Here is a 20,359-nt window from a genome sequence, read left to right as displayed (position 1 = left end):
ATTAACACTTTCATTATACTCATTTCAAGGTCATAAGATAAGGGACAATTTTTTTAATTTGTCCCTTTTAATCTTTTTAGACTGGCTTTTCGTTCAAATTTTGTTAAGATTAAACTAGGTCTTTTGGGAGGTTTGCCATGACATCATCTTTGATTACCAAAAAACGTATTGCTAAAGCCTTCAAAAATCTCTTGGCTACTCAGGATTTCCAAACCATTTCTGTTGTTGATATTATGAAACTGGCCAAGATTAGACGTCAAACTTTCTACAATCATTTTGTAGATAAGTATCAGCTGATGGACTGGATTTTTGAAAGTGAATTGCAAGAACGTATTACTGATAACCTAGACTTCATTTCTGGGCGTCAACTGTTAATGGAACTCTTTTTATATTTTGAACAGGAACGCTATTTTTATCTTCAACTCTTTGATAGCAGAGGGCAAAATAATTTTTACGACTATTTTGTCGGCTACTGTCAGATTTTGGTGACAAAAATTATTAAAGAATATGCCACATCAGCAAAAATGGCTGATCCGCAGTTCTTAGATTTTCATCAACATTATCATAGTCATGCTCTAGCTCAAACCATCAAGGACTTTCTTCATCACAAACAAGCCTTGCCCAAACCAGACTACTTAATTAGTGAAATTTGTGCAATAGATTAGGAGATTATTATGCCCTTTATTCATAATCATAAGGAAAATATTATTTCCGACTACTTGGCAGGTTGTTTAAGTCTTTATCCACACCTAGAAAAACACCCTAATCTGCCTTTGATTTATCATAAAAATCATGATGACAAAACTGTTCCTATTCTATCAGGTGGAGGAACTGGGCACGAACCTGCGCATATCGGCTTTGTTGGACAAGGTATGCTGACGGCTGCTATTTATGGTCCTATTTTTACGCCGCCAAGTGTCAACCAAATCTATCAAGCTATTCGATTCCTTGACAAAGGGCATGGCGTATTTGTCATTATCAAAAATTTTGAAGCTGATTACCTCGCCTTTAAACAGGCCATTCAAAAAGCTAAGGCTGATGGCCATGCTGTCAAATACATTCTTTCACATGATGATATTTCTATTATTCCCAATCATCCCTTTCAAATTCGAGGGAGAGGACTGGCTGGCACTGTTTTACTCCATAAAATCTTAGGCAGTATGGCACATCAAGGAGCAACATTAGAACAATTGGAACAAGAAGGTTTTGAATTGGCAACAAAAATTGCCACCATTGGCTTTGCGACCAAATCATCAACCAAACCACGAGCTGCCCTTCCCTTATTTGATTTAGAAAAAGAATTGATTTCTTATGGTAGTGGTATTCATGGTGAAGAAGGTTATCGAATTGTTCCTTTTGAATCCTCTGAAAAATTAGCTATTGAAATCATCAACAAACTTAAATTGCACTTCCATTGGAATCCACATGATCAATTTATCCTGTTGGTTAACAACCTTGGCACGACTACCGATTTAGAAATGGGAATTTTTCTCAACGACATCAAACAACTACTTGAAATCGAAGATTTGGACATTCCTTTGGTTAAGGTAGGTAAATACATGACTAGCCTTGATATGACAGGAATTTCGGTCAGCCTTTGTCATATTAGTCGGTTAAACTGGTTAACCCATCTACAAGAACCGACGCAGGCATTTGCTTGGTAAATAAAAAACTGGAATAACTTCCAGTTCTTTTTATTTAATCAAAGAAGTGGAATGAACCACTCGATTATCCCTATCAGGATAGATATAGTTGATGGCTTGGTTGACGGCTATCGGAGCTTCACCGAATCCTGTTGCAATCAAATCCACTCGTCCATCATAACTAGCAGCATCTCCAATAGCGTAAATGCCCTCTTGGCTGGTTTCAAACAAGGGTGACACACAAACACTAGAGCGTTTGGCCTCTAAATTCCAATTTTTCAAATTTTTATTTGACGTTGAAAAACCAAAACTGACAATCAAGGCATCTAGGGGTAAATCAAGGACTTCTTCATCCTTAACTTTCTGGACCCTCAAGGATTTAAGTTGTTGACCGTCACCTAGTAATTCAATAGGCAAATAAGGTGTTAAACGCTCAACCTTAGATTGTTCCAAGGCAGCAACGCTATGCTCATGAGCTCTAAAAGCATCTCTACGATGAACCAAGGTCACTGATTTCGCCAAATCTGCCAGACTATTTGCCCAATCAACTGCCGAATCACCACCACCACAAATGACCACATCTTTATCAACAAAATCCTCCAAATGCTTAACATGATAGTAAAGATTTTGTTCAGCATAGTTTTCTTCGCCTTCTAAACCAAGTTTACGAGGAGCAAAGGCACCATTGCCACAAGCTAAAATAATGGCCCTAGATTGATGTTGGTTTTTATCCGTTTCAATTACAAAGTGATCTCCGACTTTTTCAAAACTTTTAACTTCTTCTTTTAGGCAAATTTCAGTTGTTTCCTTGAAGCGTTCCAATTGTTCTAACAACTGTTCCACCAAATCTTTCCCTGAAATTGCTGGATAGGCAGGAATGTCATAAATCAATTTTTCAGGATAAAGGATAGCTGGCTGACCCCCTAGGTCTGCCAAACTCTCAATAATCTTAACTCGTAAACCACGTAGGCCAGCATAGAAAGCCGCAAACAAACCCACTGGCCCACCACCAACAATGGTAATATCAACAATCGTCTTATCGTTCATAATCATCTCCAATTTCTTTATCAACTTCTCTAGTATAACACAAATTCAAAGCCTCATCTTAACTGAAAAATTGTGAAAAAAATAATTTGAAAATTCCATAACCTAATCTGTTGACACCTTTTTTTTTTCATGTTAATATAACAATATAAACGTGAAAGCGTTACCAAATTAAATTATATTAGGAGGAAAGTGTATGACTTTCAAAACAAGTACTGCCGAAGGCCCAGTTAATTTTTATAATGTCTATGATTTAGAAAAAATGGCTCAAAGCGTTATTCCTAAAGGGGCATTTGGTTACATCGCTAGTGGAGCGGGTGACACCTTTACCCTTTATGAAAACATTCGTTCATTTAATCATAAGTTGATCGTTCCAGAAACCTTACGTGGCGTTGAAAATCCTGACACAAGCACTGTATTTGATGGTGATAAGCTAACTTCTCCAATTATCATGGCACCTGTTGCGGCTCAAAAATTAGCTAACGTTCAAGGTGAAGCTGCCTGTGCCAAAGGTGTTAGCGACTACGGTACCATCTATACAACAAGTTCGTATGCTTCAGCAGACCTTCCAGAGATTTCACAAGCTCTTAACGGTGCGCCACACTGGTTCCAATTTTACATGAGTAAAGATGATGGTATCAACCGTAACATCATGGATCGTGTTAAAGCAGAAGGCTATAAAGCCATTGTTTTAACAACTGACGCGACTGTCGGAGGTAACCGTGAAACAGATGCTCGTAACGGTTATGTCTTCCCAGTTGGTATGCCAATCGTTGAAGAATACCTACCACAAGGTGCAGGACAAACAATGGACTTCGTTTACAAATCAGCGAAACAAGCCCTATCTGCACGTGACGTTGAATTCATCGCAGAATACTCAGGACTTCCAGTTTATGTGAAAGGTCCGCAATGTAAAGAAGATGTTAGAATCTCACTTGATGCCGGTGCATCAGGTATCTGGGTAACCAACCACGGTGGTCGTCAATTGGATGGTGGTCCTGCGACATTTGACTCACTTCAAGAGGTTGCTGAAGCTGTTGACAAACGCGTTCCAATCGTCTTTGACTCTGGTGTGCGTCGTGGTCAACATGTCTTCAAAGCCCTTGCTTCAGGTGCTGATTTGGTAGCAATCGGTCGTCCAGCTATCTATGGTCTAGCTCTTGGTGGAAGTATCGGTGTACGTCAAGTCTTTGATAAATTGACAGATGAATTGAAGATGGTTATGCAATTGGCTGGTAAACAAACTATCGAAGATGTTAAGAACACAACACTTCGTGACAATCCATACCCATCTCCACTACCTTCTGAAGCAGCTCCGCTTAAGCTTTACTAATTTTCAGTACAACTAACATAAAAAGAAACCTTTTATTCAAAGGTTTCTTTTTTTATGTCTTCTAATAATTGACTTTCTTCTGCTGTCAGTTGATAATTTTCCAACAAATCCGGACGGCGTAAATAAGTTTTTCTTAATGATTCTTTCAGACGCCATTGACGGATATTTTCATGATGACCACTCATCAGCACATCTGGAACCACCATACCTTGATAATCATAAGGACGTGTATATTGAGGATATTCCAATAAACCAGATGAAAAACTATCATCTTGATGACTAACCTCTTTACCAATAACTGATGGAAGCAAACGAACTGTGGCATCAATAATGGTCATAGCTGCCAATTCTCCTCCTGTCAAGACAAAATCTCCCAAAGAAATCTCATCTGTCACCAAGGTCTTTATTCTTTCGTCATAACCTTCATAATGGCCACAAATAAAAATCAATTCTTCTTCTTGGGCTAATTCTTCAGCGTAAGTTTGATCAAAGGAACGACCGGCAGGATCCAACAAAATCACTCGTGGATTTTTTTTGTCAATAGCATCAAAAGCGTCAAAAATCGGCTGTGCCCTTAACAACATCCCTTGACCACCACCATAAGGCTCGTCGTCCACATGGCGTGCTTTTTCAGCATAATTTCTAAAATTATGATAGGTCACTCTGACCAGTCCCTTATCTCTCGCCTTGCCAACAATAGAATGTTCTAAAGGCGAAAACATTTCTGGAAAAAGGCTTAAGATATCAATCTTCATCATCTAAACCCTCTAACAATTCAACAGCTACTCTACCTGACGCCAAATCCACATCAAGTACCACTGATGGAATATAAGGTAATAACAAGTCACGTTTGCCTTGACGCTTCACCACCCAGACATCATTGGCTCCTGGTTGTAAAATTTCTTTTATTTCACCAATATAATTGTCTTGTTCATAGACTTCAAGACCAATGATTTCATGGTAGTAAAATTCGTCATCTTCTAAATCGGTCAAATCTTCTTCGGCAATTTTAAGAAAATGTTCCTTATATTTTTCCACTTCATTGATATGATAATGGTCTTTGAATTTAATAATGTCAAAATTTTTATGTTTACGATGACTAGCAATTTCCACGGTTTTAACCAAGTGATCATTGGCATCAAAAAGAGCTAACTGACTTCCTTTTTTGAAACGTTCGTCTGCAAAATCAGTCACACTCAAAACCCTTAGTTCACCTTGTAAACCTTGTGTGTTAACAATTTTTCCAACGTTAAAATAATTCATGCCATCTCCTAATATCTGTAAACTATTGTCTTTTTATTCTATCATGATATGCTTAAAAAGACCAGTCTAACCAAGAAAAAACAGCTCACTAGAGCTGTTTTAATTTGTTTTTTCATCAATCACTAGACGAACTTTCTTACCTTGAATTGGCACGGAATAGACAATCGATCTTATTGCAGAAATCGTTCGCCCCTTTCTACCGATAATACGACCAATATCTTGGGCATCCAAATCAAGATGGTATTCCAAAAATTCGGGAGTATCCTGTATTTTGATAACAAGTTTATCTGGTTGTGAAATCAGAGGTTTCACAATCGCAATAATGAGATTTTCAATCGTGTCCATAGGCTAAGAATTATTTAGAAAATTTTTGTTCGTGGAATTTCTTCATCACGCCAGCTTTTGAAAATAGGTTACGCACTGTATCAGATGGTTGAGCACCTTTTGACAACCAGTCAAGAACACGCTCTTCTTTAAGGCTAACTTGATTTTCTTCTACAAGTGGGTTGTAAGTTCCAACTGTTTCGATGAAACGACCATCACGTGGTGCACGTGAATCTGCTACGTTAATACGATAAAAAGGTTTTTTCTTTGAACCCATACGAGTCAAACGAATTTTTACTGCCATGTGTAAAATCTCTTTTCTATTTCTTTATTTAGGGAAAGTTCTCCCTCACTTAAATTAGTATAGCACAAGTAAAAAAGGGTGTCAAGAAAAAAACTTGACACCCTTTTAGTTTTATTATCAGAAAAGCTACCTTCTAAAAATTTAGAAGATAGCTTAAGAAATATTAAATTGACTAATTTTTTACTTGCTCAGTAGCAATGTCTTCACCGAACCACTTATCTGATATTTTTTGGAATTCTCCCGATTGATAAAGATCCTTGAAACCTTGATTGATTTTTTCAACCAAAGTCTTGTCTGCCTGACGTGCACCTACTGCAAAATCTTCACCACTATATTCACTAGCAATGATGTTGTATTGATCCAATTGCTCTTCTTTTTGCAAGTAGTAGTTAGCATAAACACGATCAATCAATAGCCCATCAATACGGTCATTTTTCAAGTCAATCAAGGCTTCTGTAAAGGTGCTGTACTGTGTAGCGTCTTGATCTTTAACTAAGTCTTTCAAGACTTGTGGATTATTTTGAAAGGCATCATAGCCGGATGAACCAGCTTGCACACCTAGAACCTTATCTTTCATATCAGAAAAAGAGGTGATTTTAGATGATTTTTTAGTGACCAAGACTTGTTCGTTATTCATATAAGGATTGGTAAACAGTACTTTCTTCGCACGTTCATCCGTCATTGAATAACCGTTCCAGATCAGATCAATCTTACCGTTTGTCAATTCTGTTTCTTTCAGATCCCAGTTAATTGCCTGCCATTTGACCTTAATCCCGTAAGATTCAAACAAGGTATTGGCTAAATCAATATCAAATCCAACATTTTGACCTGATTCATCTTCAAAGCCCATGGGAACAAAAGTGTTATCAAAACCAATCGTAATGGTTTTTTCTTTTTCATAACGTGACCATTGATCAGTTGTTATAGTCGAGCTTCCACTATTCTTGGCTTGGCAAGCCACTAACAAGAAACTCAAACCTAGAGTTAGTATTGCAAAGAGTTTTTTCATTTTATTGTCTTCTTTCTATTTGGGATAGACCTTGACAATGTCATCAGCAATATGCTGAGCAAAGTCCAAATCATGAGTAATGATTAACTGAGTGATGCCGGTTTGCTTATTTTGCAAAATCAATTGTTCCACCTCACGACGTAATTCAGGATCAAGAGCTGAAGTTGGCTCATCATAACCAATAATTTCTGGATCAATCATCATGGCTCGGGCTAGGGCTACCCGTTGCTTTTGACCACCAGATAAGGCGTGAGGGTAGTTCTTAACTTGATTAGAGAGACCAAGACGCTCTAACAGCTCCAATGCCTTTGTTTCCGCAGCTGCCCTAGACATGCCTTGTGTCTTAACAGGTGATAAGATTAAGTTATCTAAAACGGTCAAATGTGGAAATAATTGAAAATCTTGAAAAACAAAACCTAGCAATTGATTTTTAGTGAAATAATCTCGTCCTACTTCTTTTCCATTATGGAAAATCTGTCCACTATCAATACTTTCTAAACCAGCTAGCATACGAAGCAAAGTGGTCTTTCCTCCACCAGATTGACCAACAATAGCCAAAGTTTTTCCTTTTTCAATGGTTAAGTCAAAATTCTCAAAAATTTGTTTACTGCCAAAACGCTTGGCAATTTGTTTTAACACTAACATGATGTCTCCCTATTTGTAATAGTTATATTTCTTTTCAACTTGTTTAGACACCAAGGTCAATCCACCAATGACAATCAGGTAAATAGCACCTGCAATAAACATCGGTACTAAACTGGCATCACGGTTAGCTGCCGTCCTACTCGCCAAAAGCAAATCACCTACACCTAAGGTATAAACTAAGGCCGAATCTTTAACTAAAGTAATGACTTCATTAAACACACTTGGTAAAACCACCTTGGTCACCTGTGGCAAAATGACATAACGAATAGTTTGTAACTGACTGAGCTTAAGTACTTGAGCCGCCTCATACTGACCCTGAGGAATACTTTCAATACCACCACGAAATATCTCTGCAAAATAAGCAGCATAATTCAATGTGAAGGCTAAAATAGCTGCTGGCATCCGATCAAGTGTAATGCCAACATTTGGCAAAACATAATAGATGAAAATCAATTGCAAGAGCAAGGGGGTTCCTCGCATGATCCAAATATAGATAGTCAATAACCAGTTAAGAAACTTAATTTTCAGTTTCATCACAAAAGCTAGTATCGCTCCTAAAGGGACGGAGAGAACTAACACTAGCACAAAAATTTGCAAAGTTACTAAAGCCCCCTTTAATAAACTGGGCAAAACTTCAAATAGATAAGACATCTTTTCTCCTTCAGTGATAATCTCTACTATTTTACCAAAATAATCCAAACTTTGTAAAGTAAATCTTTTATTGATGCTCGTCAACTGATTTTGAAATACATTTTTTTCTGTACAATTTTCATACTAATCTGATGATTTTTCAAAAAACTCTTGTCATTCTGAAAAGTTTTTGCTAAAATACAATATATATTAAATTTTGATAATAACAAATTTTAGAAAGGAGCTTGCTATGATGCTACTAGTTGTCGCTATTATTCTTATTATTATGGTTGAACACGTTTATATCAGTAGTGGATAGCAACGCTTTTTTCTGTACACTTGTATGATAAAGCCAGTAGCTACTCACTTTGTAGCTACTGGCTTTTCTATTATCAAAATTTAATAGTGAATTTTTTATCAAATGAAAGGAAACTGTTATGACAGCAACAAAATCAACTCTTTCTGTCGGTCAATTTCTAAATAAAGTTCTTAACGGAACTGCTATCGCCGTAATCGTCGGCCTTATTCCAAATGCCATCTTGGCTGTTCTTTTAACCAGTGGCCTATTTCAAGGCAACAGCTTTGTAGCTACTTGGCATTCAGCCAACGTCCTCTTTCAAGCTACCATCCCTGCCTTAATGGGAACCTTAATTGCGCTTCAATTCGGATTTGATGGGCTGAAGGTCGGTGTCGTTGCTGCTGCCACCTATGTTGGTTCTGGAGTAACCAGTAAATCTGCCGTCGCAGCTGGATTATTGAGCCAACTTCAAGATAGTAAAGCAAATGAGGAAGTCATCCAAACTGCCACAACACTAGCTGGCTCTTTCTTTACCGCTGGAACTGGTGATATCATCAATGCCATGTTAGTGGCTAGCTTGACTGTTGCCCTCCTTCTTGCTCTTGGCGACAAATTAGGCTCACTCAATATCATCTTTTTACCAATCTTATCTGCCTTGGTAGGCACAGTTGGTCTTTACACTCTTCCTCATGTCAAAGGCATCACCACTCAAATCGGAGTTCTTATCCAAAACTTTACAGAACTTCAACCCTACTTGATGAGTATGTTAATCTGTATCTCTTTTGCTATCCTTATCGTCTCACCTATCTCAACGGTCGCAATCGGTTTAGCCGTTGGATTGACTGGTATCTCGGCTGGTGCTTCTGCCATGGGAGTAGCCGCAACTACGATGGTCTTAGTCGTTCATTCTTTCACTGTTAATAAACCTGGAGTGACAATAGCTGTTGCCCTTGCTTCGATGAAAATGATGATGCCAAATGTTTTCAAAAATCCTATCGTTTATGTCAATATCATCACTACAGCAGCCCTTTGCTCACTACTTGTTCCTCTTTTTAATATCACAGGAACACCTGCTAGTGCTGGATTTGGCCTTGTCGGTTTAACCGGTTTATTTGCCTCAATCAATGGTGGACTATCGCCTGTCCTAGCACCAGTAGTTTGGATTTTATTACCTTTGGCTATCGCTATCGCCACTCGCTTTGTTTACACTAAATTACTAAAACTTTATTCTGCAGAAGTCTTTAAGTTTGAAACAAAATAACAATCAAGGAGATTTATCTTATGACAACACCTGCTTCACAATTAGACTGGAACAATCTTGGCTTTGCCTATATGAAATTACCTTACCGCTATGTAGCACGTTACAAAGATGGTGCTTGGCAACAAGGAGAACTTACAGAAGAGGCTGACTTTAATATCTCTGAATGTTCTCCCTGCCTTCACTATGGGCAACAAGCCTTTGAAGGCATGAAGGCTTATCGTACCAAAGACGGTTCACTTCAACTCTTTAGACCTGATATGAATGCCGAGCGTCTGCAACGTTCAGCACGTCGTTTGCTCATGCCCCCTGTTCCTACTGACATGTTTATTGATGCTGTCAAAGCTGTCGTAAAAGCCAATGCCGACTATGTCCCACCTTATGGTTCAGGAGGCACCTTATATCTTAGACCGCTTTTGATTGGTGTCGGAGATGTTATCGGCATCAAGCCCGCACCTGAATACATCTTCTGCGTCTTTGCCATGCCTGTTGGCAATTATTTCAAAGGTGGCTTGACCCCAACTAACTTCTTGGTGTCAACTGAATTTGACCGTGCTGCTCCAAATGGTACTGGTGCTGCAAAGGTTGGGGGGAACTATGCTGCCAGCTATCTACCAGGAAAATTGGCTCAAGAACGTCAATTCTCTGATGTCGTTTACCTTGACCCTGCCACTCATACCAAGATTGAAGAAGTCGGAGCTGCCAACTTCTTCGGCATCACAAAAGACAATGAATTTGTCACGCCACTCAGTCCGTCAATCCTACCTTCAATCACCAAATATTCACTGCTTTATCTAGCTGAGCATCGTCTTGGTCTTAAAGCCATTGAAGGAGATGTGCCAGTAGCAGAACTCGATCGCTTTGTTGAAGCTGGTGCTTGTGGAACGGCTGCTGTCATCTCACCAATCGGTGGCCTACAAATCGGTGAGGACTTCCATGTCTTTTACAGTGAAACAGAAGTCGGACCTGTCACTCGTCGTCTCTACGAAGAATTAACTGGTATCCAATTTGGCGATGTGGACGCTCCTGAAGGCTGGATTGTCAAAGTTGACTAAAGTAAAAAATCTTAGATCCTGTGATCTAAGATTTTTTATTTAATTATCCATCATACCTGCTTGTAATTGATACATACGATGATAGGTTCCTTCTAGAGCAAGAAGCTCTTGATGACTCCCTTGCTCAATAATCTTACCTTTGTTTAAGACATAAATGCAATTAGCATCTTGAATAGTTGATAAACGATGGGCAATCGCAATGGTCGTACGGCCCTGTCTCATTTTCTCTAAAGATTTTTGAACAGTTTGCTCCGTTTCAGAGTCAATATTAGCTGTCGCTTCATCTAAAATGAGAATCTTCGGTTGGCTAGCTACTGTTCGTGCAAAAGCTAGTAGTTGCCGTTGTCCTGTTGAAAAAGTCGAACCACGCTCAGTCACAGGGTCATCATAACCTTTGGGAAGTTTTTGAATGAACTGGTCAGCATCAACAAATTTCGCTGAGGCTTTAACGTCTTCATCTGTCAAATCTTGGTACATTTTAATATTAGACTTGATAGTACCATGATATAAGAACGGGTCTTGCAAGACCAAACCAATCGTTTGACGCAAGGTTGCTTGATCGTAAGTTCTGATGTCACGACCATCTATCAAGACTTGACCAGATTGAAAATCATAAAAGCGCATGAGGACATTGATGATTGATGATTTACCTGAACCAGTACTACCAACAAAGGCAATGGTTTCACCTTTTTTCACACGGAAAGACACCTTATCCAAGATTTGATTCTTACCATCATAAGAGAAACTAACATCCTTAAACTCAATATCACCTTGGGTAATAATTGGCCCACTAGCTGATTGGCTGGGTTCGTAATCTTTACGGTCAATGAGGGCAAAAACACGACCAGCTGCTACCATTGACGTTTGTAGCGTTGAAAAGTTTTGGGTTACTTCAATCAAGGGATCAAAAAGACGATTAACATACTGAATAAAAGCATAAATCAAACCTGCCGTCACGCCAGATTCTTGCCAACTTAAACCAAAATAGAGCATAAGCAAGGCATAAGCCAATAATTTTAACAATGACATGGCTGGACGTAAAAATAAACTATCTAGCGCCATTGAACGATTAGCATAGGTCATATGTTCCTGGTTTATGTCTGAGAATTCTTGACGCAGACGCTCTTCTTGGCGAAAGGCTTGAATGATGCTAATTCCTTCAATACTTTCAGATAACTTACTATTGATGTCACTCAAAAGACTTCTAGTTTTCGAGATGACAGGTTCTGACAATTTACGATAAAGAGTTACTAAAATAAAAATACAAGGTAAAAGCATTGACACCAAGAATGTCAAACCATGATTGAGGCCCAGCATGGTATAAAAGGTCACAACAAAGATAAAAATAGCTGAAACAAAATTAGCTAAAATTCCTGAGAACATCTCACTGATAGCTTCAGTATCATTGGTAATTCTTGATACAATAGCTCCTGCTGGTGTTTGATCAAAGTAAGACATGCCTAACTTTTCCATATTAGCAAAAGCGTCACGGCGAATGTCTCTTACAATACTGAAAGAAACTTTGGCAAACAACAGATTACCAAGGTACTGCAAAAGCGTCTGTAAAAGATAAAGACCATAGTAACCCACTAAAATCAGCATGGCTGTTTGATTAAGATTAGCTAAAAAATGATCAATAAAATTAGAAGCCACCAAGGGAATCACGTTTTTAACAATAGTGGTCATCAAAAGTAATAACAAAGCAAAAAACGTTAGCAACTTATAGGGTTTTAAATAAGATAAAAGTCTTTTAAAGGTCTGCCATTGTTGGCTTTTAGAAGTCATCGCTACCTCCTTCTAAATCAAGCTGTTGACTCGCATAGGTTTCTGCATACCAACCTCCTTGGGCTAAGAGGTCTTCGTGACGACCTCGCTCAATAATTTGACCATCTTGCATAACTAAGATCAAATCAGCATGAACAACCGCACTCAAACGATGAGCTGAGATGATAGTTGTTTTTCCTGTACGAGATTGTTTTAGATTATCAATAATGGCGTGTTCTGTCTTAGCATCAACTGCCGACAAAGAATCATCCAAAATCAAAATGTCCGGATCCAAAATCATTGCTCGACTCATGGCAACTCGCTGACGTTGCCCACCAGATAAAGAAACACCTTTTTCACCAAGTAAGGTATCAAATCCTTCAGGCATGGCTTGAATATCCTCATGGACATGAGTCAACTTAGTAATAGCTTCAACTTGAGCCAAACTAAAGTCTGGATTAGCAAAACGAATATTATCGACAATAGACATGGCAAACAAGAATTGATCTTGAGGCACATAACCAATCAAAGAACGTAAATCTGTCAAACGATAGTCTTTAATGTTATGCCCTGCCAATTTAATTTCACCATCCGTGATATCAAATTCGCGCAATAGGGCTTTAATCAAACTAGACTTGCCTGAACCTGTTTGCCCAACTAAACCTAGTGTTTGACCTTTTTCCAAGGTAAAGTAAATATCTGACAAGGTTTTTTGTTCTTCATAAGCAAATTGGGCAATAGCATACTCCAAGCGACCATTTTTGATTTGTGACTGCGGCTTCTCACTTTCTTGCACATCTGACTCTTGAGCTAGGAGCATTTGAATGCGTTCATAAGAAACCTTACCTCTCTGCGTCATATTAAATAAGAAACCAATAGCCATTAGTGGCCAGACCAACATATCCAAGTAGGTAATAAATGTAACCATATCACCAATACTAACTTTTTGTTGGGCAACCATAAAACTACCAACTAAAAGGGTCAAGACATAAGTAGCACCAACAAAAAGTAAGACTAAGGGATCAAAAAGGACATCATATTTCATGGCTGTCATGTTTTTTTCAAACGTGTCCTGATTGATTTTTTGAAAACTCTCAAATTCTGCTGCTTGATAACCAAAAGATTTGGTAACTTTAACTCCCGATACACTTTCTTGAACACTATTATTTAGTTCAGAAAAGGCTGCATTAGCTGATTTGAAACTATCGTGCATTTTTTTTGATAGACGATTAGTTGCAAAAGCCATAAAAGGTAGCGGCAAGATAGCAATCAAGGTCATTTGCCAAGAAATATTGAAAAACATGGTAAATAAGGTAACCAAGGCTGTGACAGACGCATCTACGGCTGACATGACACCGCCACCAGCAAGTCTGGTTAAGGCATTGATGTCGTTGGTGGCATGAGCCATCAAGTCACCTGTTCGATATTTCTGATAAAAGCTAGGCGCCATTTTGGTAAATTGCTCAAATAAACGTTGTCGCATGATTTGACCCAAGCGATACGAAGTCCCTAAAATATACATCCGCCAAACATAGCGTAGCCCATACATCGCAAAAGCAGCTAAAAGCAAATAAAGCAATTGCCACAAAAGTGCTGGTTGGCTCAAATTTCGACTGGCAATCTGATCAACAATTCGCCCCATCACCATTGGTGGAATCAAGTTAATCACAGATACCAAACTCAAGGAAAAAATCCCAATCAGGTAGCGGCGTTTTTCTAACTTGAAAAACCACCAAAGCTGACCAATGATACTGGTCTCAAAAAACTTTCTTTTCATCGTATCTCCTTTTTTCATTTCTAAATAAAAATAGATAACTGACTGATTATACACCAAAGCGTGTCATTTATCAATACATAGAGATAAAAAGACAAACCTCGGTTGTTACGAAAAGTCATCAACGAGATTTGTCTTTCTTGTACCAATAATATTTCGTTAGCATAGCGTAACTTAGAGCTGCTAAAATGGCACCCAAAGTGTTGGTCCAAAGATCATCCACTTCAAAAACACGATTAAAATCAAAAAAAATGTCTAATAAAATCTGCCCTACTTCAATCAATAAACTAAAACACAGTCCCAATCGCCAAGCCTTAGCGTAGGGACTATAAGTTGGATACAAAAAAAAGAAAATTAAGAAAAAAGGATAAAGTAAAAAGATATTAGCTAGATTTTGTCCCAAAACCCACATCAAACTAAAACCATCTGTAATCTCAGAAAAGCGCAATAAGGTATTAAATGGTGTTAAAAGTAGAGGAACACGCCCAACATAAAAAATCCCTGGTGTTTTGACGCCACTAATGGTAGGCTGAGGAATAAAACACATCAAAGCAATGACTATAAGATAAAGCCCCAATAAAAACAGTAGAAATCCTTTTGCCTTTTGACTAATCGGATAGGGCCTTGTCAACTTAACCTTTTTTCTGACGAATAACAAAGTTTTGTTTTCTCTCCTCATATTGCTCTTTATTAGATAATTTATTATCTTTTTTACCAATCTTATTTCTTATCCGTGACCGATAAGACTTTTTGCGAGGCCGTTGACTTATAAAAGCTGGTTCTTCTATTGCTTCTTGAGGTTGATGATTGTAGAGAACAAAGTAGGCGCAACCATAATTACAAAATTCCTTTAGATAATCTTCCAAGTGATTCATATTGTCCAAATGATTTAGGGCCTTTTCTGGTCGATAAAATCCTTTAAGGCGTAGTTGATCATTTCCCCAATCTCCAACAATATAGTCATATCTTAATAAAATTGGCGAAAAACGTTGACTAAAGACCTGAGCATCAAAAGCATCACGATAATTGTCAACCAAATCAAAACTTAAATCGTCTGATTTAACAAGCTGCTCTAGGCAAACAAACTCTGGACCAGGAAATTTATTATAATTGTAAAGTTCAGGAGCAATTTCTTTTTTCATGACTCTTACTTTCTAGACGTTACTTTCGTTCTATTATACCCCATTTTTGATGATTTGTTATCAAGAAACCATGATTTACAAAATCTTTACCATTATATGACAATTAAAAGACAAATCTTTTGAGCTTCTAACTATTTTTTGATAAAATAAAAGTGTATCATAAAATTTTATGGAGGTCATTATGAATACATCTATTTTGGATAACGGTTTTATTCAACAAATCGTTTCTTATGTACCATCCGCTCTTCGTGTGATTGTACTTATTCTATTAGCTCTTATTTTGGCTAATGTTATCAGAAAATTAGTCATCAAAGGACTAACTGCAATTAAACCTATTAGCTATCTTAGCAAATGGGGCTTGGTCAAAGAAGATGCTGATGAAACTGGCTTGAAGAAAACAATTGGTCAAGTTTTCTATTTTGCTACAATTCTTTTCTTCCTACCAGCTATTCTATCTGGACTTGGTGTAGCAAGTGTTGTTGACCCAATTTCAAGCATGTTTGCTGAATTCTTTGGTTTCATTCCAAACATCATTGCAACAGGCTTCATCCTTTTCCTTGGGTTTTACTTCTGCAAGTTCATCAAAAACTTGATTAAAAATCTTATTATCAATCTACCAATTGATAAATGGATGACTAAAGCTCTTGGCCAAGACAGCAACACTGCTCTTACTAACGAAGCACAATTGGCTGATGTTCTTTCAACAATTGTTTATGTGTTGATCTTTGTACCAATCTTGGCTACTGCACTTGACACTCTTGGTGTAGCGGCACTTTCTAAACCAATCGTTGCCCTACTTGATCAAGTTGTTGGTTTCATTCCAAATCTTGTCACAGCAGTTCTGTTACTGGTTATCGGTGGTTTCCTTGCTAAACTAATTGGTAACCTTGTTGAAAAATTGCTTGAAACTTCAGGAATCAACCAATACTCTAAATACCTTAGCTTTGACGAGAAAAAAGCTAGCTACTCACTTTCAAAAATGATTGCTAACCTTGTTCGTGGTATTCTGGCAATCTTCTTCCTTGTACAAGCAATTGCTGTTCTTAACTTGGAAGTGCTTAACACGATCGGCTTCTCAATCATTGCTTTCTTGCCAGCTATCATCAGCTCATTGTTAATCCTTGCTGCTGCTGTTATCGGTGGTAACATCTTGGCTGACTTCTTCGGTAAAGTAACTAACAACAAGTTCTTGGCTGAATTAGTTCGCTACGGTTTAATTGTTCTTGCTGTCTTTATGACACTTGATCAACTTGGTATTGCTCAAACAATCGTTCAATCAGCTTTCACAATCATCTTGTCTGCACTTGCAGTTGCATTTGCTCTTGCATTTGGTCTTGGTGGTCGCGACTTTGCTGCTAAACAATTAGACAAGCTAGACAAAACAATTAACAAAGACAAATAATCCAATCTAAAAATCATCAACCTTAAGGTTGATGATTTTTTATATTATCAATTTATTGGTTTATTACGCTTTGATAAACCTTAACTAATTCTTGACCGATTTTCTCAATTCGCCGTGAACGTGCAACTTGATAACCTGCCTCTGTTTTTTGACTACGACCTAATAAAACCTTATTGATAGCTTCAACAAAACCAGACACATCTCTCGCTAATTCAGCACTCCTCTCATCAATCCACCCTTGATAAACTGGAATGTCACGCAGTATTAAGTGTTGGCGACTTGCTAAGGCCTCTAACACAACAATTCCTTCGGTTTCTTCCTTACTCGGAAAAAAGAAAGCATCTGCCCCTGTCATAGCGCCTTCAAACACATCTCCCTTGATATAACCCGCAAAAGTTACATTAGCTGGATGATGTTTATTGACCAGACGTCTGATTTTAGCTGGAATAACCCATTTATTCGTTTCACCAAACCAAATAAAACGAACATGAGGTAGTTGCTCAGCCACTTTTACAAAATCTTCGATACCTTTCCGTTTAAAGTATAAGCCTGCACAAACAACAACGGCTTGATCCTTAGTTAATTGAAAATAATCTCGGAAAATTGCTTCTTTATTTTGGCTTTCTTGATACCGACTAAGGTCAATCCCATTTGAAACCACAAAAATTGGTGTTTTAATACCATAGCCTGCAATCAAGGATTTAGAATAAGTCGTTGGGGTAATAATGGCATCAGCTTCTTGATAAAATTGACAAAGGTACCATTTAAATAATAGACTAATCAGATTTGAGCCAATAAAAGAATCTCTAAAGTCTTCTTCAGTGGAATGACCGTGCATGATAACTTTTTTACCTGCTCTTTTAGCAGTCTTAATCAACCGCCAAGATTTCCAACCATAAGTATTGATATGAACCAAGTCATAGTCATCGTTTGGATTGGTTGTATAGGCTTGTCCAACTGCCTGCAAGGCTTTTTCTTGATGTTTAATAGCGCGACCAATACCTGACTTGCGTAAATAATGCTCTGCTTCTAAATACAGTAATACTTTCATAGCACCTTCTATTATAACGCTTTTTGTTCCAATGGTAAATAAAAACAGCCAATGTGACTGTCTTTACTCCTTAGTTGTGCCACGTTTTTTAACCCGATGATTAAGAATGATTTCTTTTTGTTCTAATTCTTCTTTATTCATAATCTTGGTTAACATCCGCATAGCAATGGCACCTACATCATAAATTGGTTGACTAATTGACGTCAAATTTGGTCGAGTAAAGTTTACAACTTCAGAATCATTGCTGGTAATCATTTCAAAATCCTCTGGTACTGTTTTACCTGCTGCAAAAAGACCATTTAATAAACCAGCTGCCAAATCATCTTCTACTACATAGGCTGCAGTTGCACCCGACACCAATAAACGTTTAGCTAAATCAAAACCGTCTTGATAACGATAATTGGCTTCAAATACCAAAGCTTCTGTAAAGTCAAGTCCCTTAGCTTTCAAGGCTTCTTTATAACCCTGCAATCGAATCTTACCATTGATATCTTCCATCAAAGACCCAGAAACTAAGGCAATCTTGTCATGACGTTCAGCCAATAATTCAATCGCATCCTTAGTGGCTTGCTTATAGTCGATATTAACGCTTGGTAATTGATCTTCTAAATCAACTGTTCCAGCCAAAACAACTGGAGTTCTTGAACGACGAAACTCTGAGCGAACCTCATCAGTCAGATGGTGACTCATGTAGATAATACCATCAACCTGTTTAGAAAACAGCATATTCACCACATTGACTTCTTTTTCCGGATTCTCATCACTTGAAGCAATAATAATATCATACTTATACATAGTAGCAATGTCATCAATTCCTTTAGCCAATATTGAAAAATAAGAATTAGCAATATCAGGAATTACAACACCTACCGTTGTCGTTCTTTTACTAGCTAAACCACGCGCCACTGCATTAGGACGATAATCTAGACGTTCGATGACTTCCAAAACTTTTTGACGCGTATTTTCTTTAACATTCTTATTACCATTGACGACCCGGCTAACTGTTGCCATGGAAACACCTGCTTCACGGGCAACATCATAAATGGTTACTGTATCATCAATATTCATTTCTCTTTACCTTACCTTTCTAAATTGAAAATATCGCTTACATTTATTATTATAACACCATTAGTTTGCTCTTTCAAATAATAGAGCAGTAATTTTTGAGAATTTTACTTATTTTTTCAAGAAAAGCTTGCTTTTTCCTTTAATTTTTGAAAAAATAAAATCTAAGGAGGCTACTATGACAAAATTAGCTCATATTCAAACACTATTGAAAGACCATCATAAACAAGTTGCTATTTTTTCTAATCCTGTTACCATTAATTATCTGACAGGTTATTTCTGCGACCCTCACGAACGACAACTCTTCTTGTTTGTCTTTACTGACCAAGAACCTCTCCTTTTTCTACCTGAGTTAGATACCTTACGAGCTAGTCAGCAGATTGATTTTCCTATCGTGGGCTATGCTGATCATGAAAATCCTTGGCAAAAATTGCAAAGTGTTTTGAAAAACTTATCTTATCCACAACTTTTTGCTGAATTTAATCATCTGAATGTCAATAAATTTCAAGGTCTACAAAATATTCTCAAGGGACATTTTTCAGACATCACCCCACTAATCAACCAAATGAAGATGATTAAGTCAGCTGATGAGATTGAAAAAATGATGCTGGCTGGTCGTATGGCGGATCAAGCCATGGCAGTTGGCTTTGAACACATCAATCTTGAGCAAACCGAATTGGATCTTATCGCTCAAATCGAATTTGCTATGAAAAAGGCAGGAGCTGATCGCATGAGTTTTGAAACCATGGTTCTAACAGGTAAAAATGCCGCCAATCCCCATGGTATTCCAAGTCATCATAAAATTGAAAACCACGCACTTCTCCTCTTTGATCTTGGTGTAGAAACGCTAGGTTATACCAGTGATATGACGAGAACCGTAGCTGTTGGTCAACCTGATCAGTTCAAGAAAGACATTTATCAACTCTGCTTAGAAGCTCAACTGACGGCTCTGGATATGATTAAACCTGGTGTCACAGCAGGCGAAATTGATGCAGCCGCTCGCTCAGTGATTGAAAAAGCTGGTTATGGCCCGTATTTTAATCACCGTTTAGGGCACGGACTTGGGATGGAAGTGCATGAGTTTCCTTCCATTATGACTGGTAATAACCTTATTATTCAAGAAGGCATGTGTTTCTCTGTAGAACCTGGTATCTATATACCTGATAAGGTAGGCGTACGTATTGAGGATTGTGGCTATGTAACAAAAAATGGTTTTGATCTCTTTACACAAACCAAAAAAGACCTACTTTATTTTTAAGCTAAACCTGTAGTGGCTAACTACAGGTTTTTTCTTTCTTTTATCAGACAAAAAGACCATGAACATTGACGTTCATGGTCTCAACTGATTGTATCAA

The 20,359-nt window shown here is 37.8% G+C and carries 21 protein-coding genes; 7 read left to right on the top strand and 14 right to left on the bottom strand.

Going from position 1 to position 20,359, the window contains the following annotated elements:
• Positions 1–137: 137 nt before the first annotated feature.
• Both dhaS and dhaQ read left to right on the top strand, forming a co-directional pair.
• Complete coding sequence (gene dhaS / locus FRX54_RS00435; protein ID WP_146459853.1) at positions 138–665, top strand: dihydroxyacetone kinase transcriptional activator DhaS; 528 nt, start codon at positions 138–140, stop codon at positions 663–665.
• A gap of 9 nt (positions 666–674) precedes the next feature.
• On the top strand, positions 675–1,664 hold the full coding sequence (dhaQ, locus tag FRX54_RS00430; RefSeq protein WP_146459852.1) for a DhaKLM operon coactivator DhaQ: 990 nt from the start codon (positions 675–677) through the stop codon (positions 1,662–1,664).
• A 30-nt stretch (positions 1,665–1,694) separates the two neighbouring features.
• Here the strand turns inward: dhaQ and FRX54_RS00425 are convergent, their stop codons facing one another.
• Positions 1,695–2,690 carry an NAD(P)/FAD-dependent oxidoreductase gene (locus FRX54_RS00425; RefSeq protein ID WP_146459851.1) on the bottom strand — a complete coding sequence of 332 codons (996 nt, stop codon included), beginning with the start codon at positions 2,688–2,690 and terminating at the stop codon, positions 1,695–1,697.
• 193 nt (positions 2,691–2,883) lie between these two features.
• Between FRX54_RS00425 and lctO the strand changes: the two genes are divergently transcribed.
• Positions 2,884–4,020, top strand: coding sequence for an L-lactate oxidase (lctO, locus tag FRX54_RS00420; RefSeq protein WP_146459849.1), 1,137 nt, complete (start codon positions 2,884–2,886; stop codon positions 4,018–4,020).
• A gap of 32 nt (positions 4,021–4,052) precedes the next feature.
• On the opposite strand, the gene trmD is transcribed toward lctO, so the two are convergent.
• From trmD to FRX54_RS00385, 7 genes are all read right to left on the bottom strand, one after another.
• Positions 4,053–4,775 (bottom strand): tRNA (guanosine(37)-N1)-methyltransferase TrmD, encoded by a 723-nt coding sequence (trmD, locus tag FRX54_RS00415; RefSeq protein WP_146460735.1) that lies wholly within the window; start codon positions 4,773–4,775, stop codon positions 4,053–4,055.
• Positions 4,765–5,283 (bottom strand): ribosome maturation factor RimM, encoded by a 519-nt coding sequence (gene rimM, locus FRX54_RS00410; RefSeq protein ID WP_146459847.1) that lies wholly within the window; start codon positions 5,281–5,283, stop codon positions 4,765–4,767. The genes trmD and rimM overlap by 11 nt, the downstream gene beginning before the upstream one ends.
• A 99-nt stretch (positions 5,284–5,382) precedes the next feature.
• Positions 5,383–5,628, bottom strand: a complete 246-nt coding sequence (locus tag FRX54_RS00405; protein WP_146459845.1) for a KH domain-containing protein — start codon at positions 5,626–5,628, stop codon at positions 5,383–5,385.
• A gap of 10 nt (positions 5,629–5,638) precedes the next feature.
• Positions 5,639–5,911, bottom strand: a complete 273-nt coding sequence (rpsP, locus tag FRX54_RS00400; protein ID WP_146459844.1) for a 30S ribosomal protein S16 — start codon at positions 5,909–5,911, stop codon at positions 5,639–5,641.
• 172 nt (positions 5,912–6,083) lie between these two features.
• Positions 6,084–6,920 carry an amino acid ABC transporter substrate-binding protein gene (locus FRX54_RS00395; RefSeq protein ID WP_146459842.1) on the bottom strand — a complete coding sequence of 279 codons (837 nt, stop codon included), beginning with the start codon at positions 6,918–6,920 and terminating at the stop codon, positions 6,084–6,086.
• 15 nt (positions 6,921–6,935) lie between these two features.
• Positions 6,936–7,565 carry an amino acid ABC transporter ATP-binding protein gene (locus tag FRX54_RS00390; RefSeq protein WP_146459840.1) on the bottom strand — a complete coding sequence of 210 codons (630 nt, stop codon included), beginning with the start codon at positions 7,563–7,565 and terminating at the stop codon, positions 6,936–6,938.
• Between the two features lie 9 nt (positions 7,566–7,574).
• Entirely contained in the window at positions 7,575–8,216 is a 642-nt protein-coding gene (locus FRX54_RS00385) for an amino acid ABC transporter permease (RefSeq protein ID WP_146459838.1), read from the bottom strand.
• Between the two features lie 416 nt (positions 8,217–8,632).
• Here FRX54_RS00385 and FRX54_RS00380 point away from each other — a divergent pair, with 416 nt between their 5' ends.
• Both FRX54_RS00380 and FRX54_RS00375 read left to right on the top strand, forming a co-directional pair.
• Entirely contained in the window at positions 8,633–9,754 is a 1,122-nt protein-coding gene (locus FRX54_RS00380; protein ID WP_146459836.1) for a PTS sugar transporter subunit IIC, read from the top strand.
• A gap of 20 nt (positions 9,755–9,774) precedes the next feature.
• Complete coding sequence (locus FRX54_RS00375) at positions 9,775–10,806, top strand: branched-chain amino acid aminotransferase (protein ID WP_146459833.1); 1,032 nt, start codon at positions 9,775–9,777, stop codon at positions 10,804–10,806.
• Between the two features lie 39 nt (positions 10,807–10,845).
• Here the strand turns inward: FRX54_RS00375 and FRX54_RS00370 are convergent, their stop codons facing one another.
• From FRX54_RS00370 to FRX54_RS00355, 4 genes are all read right to left on the bottom strand, one after another.
• Positions 10,846–12,591 carry an ABC transporter ATP-binding protein gene (locus tag FRX54_RS00370; protein WP_146459832.1) on the bottom strand — a complete coding sequence of 582 codons (1,746 nt, stop codon included), beginning with the start codon at positions 12,589–12,591 and terminating at the stop codon, positions 10,846–10,848.
• Positions 12,581–14,347: an ABC transporter ATP-binding protein gene (locus FRX54_RS00365; RefSeq protein ID WP_146459830.1), complete on the bottom strand. Its 1,767-nt coding sequence runs from the start codon at positions 14,345–14,347 to the stop codon at positions 12,581–12,583. Before FRX54_RS00365 ends, FRX54_RS00370 begins: the two co-directional genes overlap by 11 nt.
• Positions 14,348–14,465: 118 nt before the next feature.
• Complete coding sequence (locus tag FRX54_RS00360; protein WP_186652341.1) at positions 14,466–14,975, bottom strand: VanZ family protein; 510 nt, start codon at positions 14,973–14,975, stop codon at positions 14,466–14,468.
• A 1-nt stretch (position 14,976) separates the two neighbouring features.
• Complete coding sequence (locus FRX54_RS00355) at positions 14,977–15,486, bottom strand: YutD-like domain-containing protein (RefSeq protein ID WP_146459827.1); 510 nt, start codon at positions 15,484–15,486, stop codon at positions 14,977–14,979.
• A gap of 181 nt (positions 15,487–15,667) precedes the next feature.
• Here FRX54_RS00355 and FRX54_RS00350 point away from each other — a divergent pair, with 181 nt between their 5' ends.
• Entirely contained in the window at positions 15,668–16,888 is a 1,221-nt protein-coding gene (locus tag FRX54_RS00350; RefSeq protein WP_146459825.1) for a mechanosensitive ion channel, read from the top strand.
• A 52-nt stretch (positions 16,889–16,940) separates the two neighbouring features.
• Here the strand turns inward: FRX54_RS00350 and FRX54_RS00345 are convergent, their stop codons facing one another.
• Both FRX54_RS00345 and ccpA read right to left on the bottom strand, forming a co-directional pair.
• On the bottom strand, positions 16,941–17,939 hold the full coding sequence (locus tag FRX54_RS00345; RefSeq protein WP_146459823.1) for a glycosyltransferase: 999 nt from the start codon (positions 17,937–17,939) through the stop codon (positions 16,941–16,943).
• 63 nt (positions 17,940–18,002) lie between these two features.
• The gene (gene ccpA, locus FRX54_RS00340; RefSeq protein ID WP_146459822.1) at positions 18,003–19,007 is read right to left on the bottom strand and encodes a catabolite control protein A; all 1,005 of its coding nucleotides are present in this window, start codon (positions 19,005–19,007) and stop codon (positions 18,003–18,005) included.
• 175 nt (positions 19,008–19,182) lie between these two features.
• Here ccpA and FRX54_RS00335 point away from each other — a divergent pair, with 175 nt between their 5' ends.
• Entirely contained in the window at positions 19,183–20,262 is a 1,080-nt protein-coding gene (locus FRX54_RS00335; protein ID WP_146459820.1) for a Xaa-Pro peptidase family protein, read from the top strand.
• Positions 20,263–20,359: the final 97 nt, after the last annotated feature.

The organism is Streptococcus sp. sy004, from assembly GCF_007859205.1.
Classification (GTDB): domain Bacteria; phylum Bacillota; class Bacilli; order Lactobacillales; family Streptococcaceae; genus Streptococcus.
The sequence above is the reverse complement of the archived record's forward strand: the minus strand, read 5'-3'. Positions and strand labels throughout refer to the sequence as shown.